The organism is Streptomyces sp. NPDC031426 (assembly GCF_055581585.1).
On sequence record NZ_JBVIJE010000100.1, the window covers coordinates 1 to 1,990 of the forward strand.

Consider the following 1,990-nt stretch of genomic DNA (forward strand, 5'->3'; position numbering starts at 1 on the left):
ATCAACGCGGCGGTCAACGTCGCGAACGCGGCTGGACTGGCCGTGTCAGCCCGTGGAGCGCAGGTAAGACCGGTATCCCTACCGGCACAGCGCGACGAAGCAGGAACCCACCCGGAGCCGCACCCGACAACGGCGCGGCAGACGGGAATCGCCCTCCTTTAGGTTGGCGAGGATGTCAACAGTCGTTCCGAGTCGACCTGCCGTCCACTGTGCGCCTGGTGTGGGACTGCGCGCAGGTGGCCCTGGCCTGCGTGGCCCTGGCCTGGGGATGGGTGGCAGCACGCCGACGGCACGAGAACGCGCTCCTGAACCCGCCCACGCCGACCGAGACCCATGCAGCACGACGTGCCCGGGCCGGCCGCAATGTGCGGCTCGCCTTGGCCGGACGCGTCCTCTGGCTGGTCGCAATGCCCGTCATGCCCGCCGTGTTCGCGTACGCCGTCGGTGAGTTCCTCGTCGTCCTGACCGTTCGCGAATCCGCCGCCGAAGCAGGCGCTCGCCGCTGGCTGGAGAAGCACCCGCCCGGAACATGACGACGAGCACACCCTCAGCGCCTGATGCCGCGTCCGCGCCCGTAACCAGGCTCCCCCGTTCTGCGAGCGATCACTGATAGTCAGTGAACAAGCCTCTGGCCGCAGCCTCGGCAAACCGTGACCAAGCGTTGCGCCTTACGGATGTGTATACCTCGCCAACCCCGCCGTCGGCGTCGCCGACATCCACCACGCGATCGTCACTGCCTTCGGCGGCGTTTCCCGCCCCCACAAATCGACGCTGATCCCGCAGGCCACCGACCTGCTGGCCACCGAACACGCCGAACGCGGCCGCGTCCCCATCCTGATCGTCGACGAGGCCCATCTCCTCGACCACGAGCAGCTGGAAGCGATCAGGATGCTGACCAACCACGACATGGACTCCAACAGCCCGCTCGCCTGCCTGCTGATCGGCCAGCCCACCCTGCGGCACAAGATCAAGCTCGGCATGCTCGCCGCCCTCGACCAGCGCATCGCGATCCGCTACAACATGCCCCCGATGACCGGTGAGGAGACCTCCTCCTACCTGGTCCACCACCTCGCGCTCGCCGGCCGCAGCGACACCCTGTTCACCGACGACGCCGTCACCCTCATCCACGACCCCGCCCGCGGCTATCCGAGAGCGGTCAACAACCTCGCCGGCGGCCAGGCCCTGCTCACGCTCGCTCATCTTCGAGTGGGACACACGTATGCCGAGCTAGCCGCAGGGTTCGGCGTGGGCACTACGACGGCCTACCGCTACGTCACCGAGGCTGTCGAGCTCCTGGCCGCCCTCGCCCCCAGCTTGGCCGACGTAGCGCGGACCGCGTCAGTGAAGGCGTATCTGATCCTGGACGGCACGCTCCTGCCGATCGACCGCATCGCTGCCGACCGGCCGTTCTACTCCGGCAAACACAAGAAGCACGGGATGAACGTACAGGTCATCGCAGATCCCTTCGGCCGGCTGCTGTGGGCCTCACCGGCCATGCCCGGCGCCGTCCACGACGTCCGCGCGGCCCGTGAACACGGCATCGTCGGTGCACTTGCCGGGGCTGGCATCAAGTGCTGGGCCGACAAAGGTTACCGGGGCGCCGGCGGCACGGTCCGCATCCCCTGCTGGGGCCGGTGGGAGACCCTCTCCGCAGGCCAGAAGGCGGTCAACCGGTCCCACGCGAAGATCCGAGCCCTCGTCGAACAGGCCGTCGCCACCCTCAAGTCCTGGCGGCTCCTCCGCAAACTGCGGTGCTCGACCACTCGGATCACCGGCCTCGTCCAGGCAGTCCTCACCCTGCACTTGACCAGCTCAGAGTGAAGATGGAAAAGGCTCATTGCCCCCTGCCCCGTTAATGGTGGGCAGGGGGCAACCTCACGTCCTGGTCCGGTTCTGCTAGTGGCTCGTCACGCAGCCTTGGTCGGGTAATCGGTCCAGGACCGGATCGGTGAGTCGGGCGCGAACGCCGTCTTGGGCTCGGCGCGGGCAT

1 protein-coding gene and 2 pseudogenes are annotated in these 1,990 nt (G+C 67.9%); all 3 read left to right on the top strand.

Annotation, left to right across the window (positions count from 1 at the left end; all coding sequences use genetic code 11):
- Positions 1 to 218 precede the first annotated feature (218 nt).
- On the top strand, positions 219 to 533 hold the full coding sequence (locus tag ACZ5NH_RS45435) for a hypothetical protein (RefSeq protein ID WP_468784352.1): 315 nt from the start codon (positions 219 to 221) through the stop codon (positions 531 to 533).
- A gap of 193 nt (positions 534 to 726) precedes the next feature.
- Positions 727 to 906 (top strand): annotated as a pseudogene (locus ACZ5NH_RS45440) (AAA family ATPase); the annotation flags it as partial.
- Positions 907 to 1,167: 261 nt separating this feature from the next.
- Positions 1,168 to 1,821: pseudogene (locus ACZ5NH_RS45445) on the top strand (transposase family protein); the annotation flags it as partial.
- Between the last annotated feature and the right edge of the window lie 169 nt (positions 1,822 to 1,990).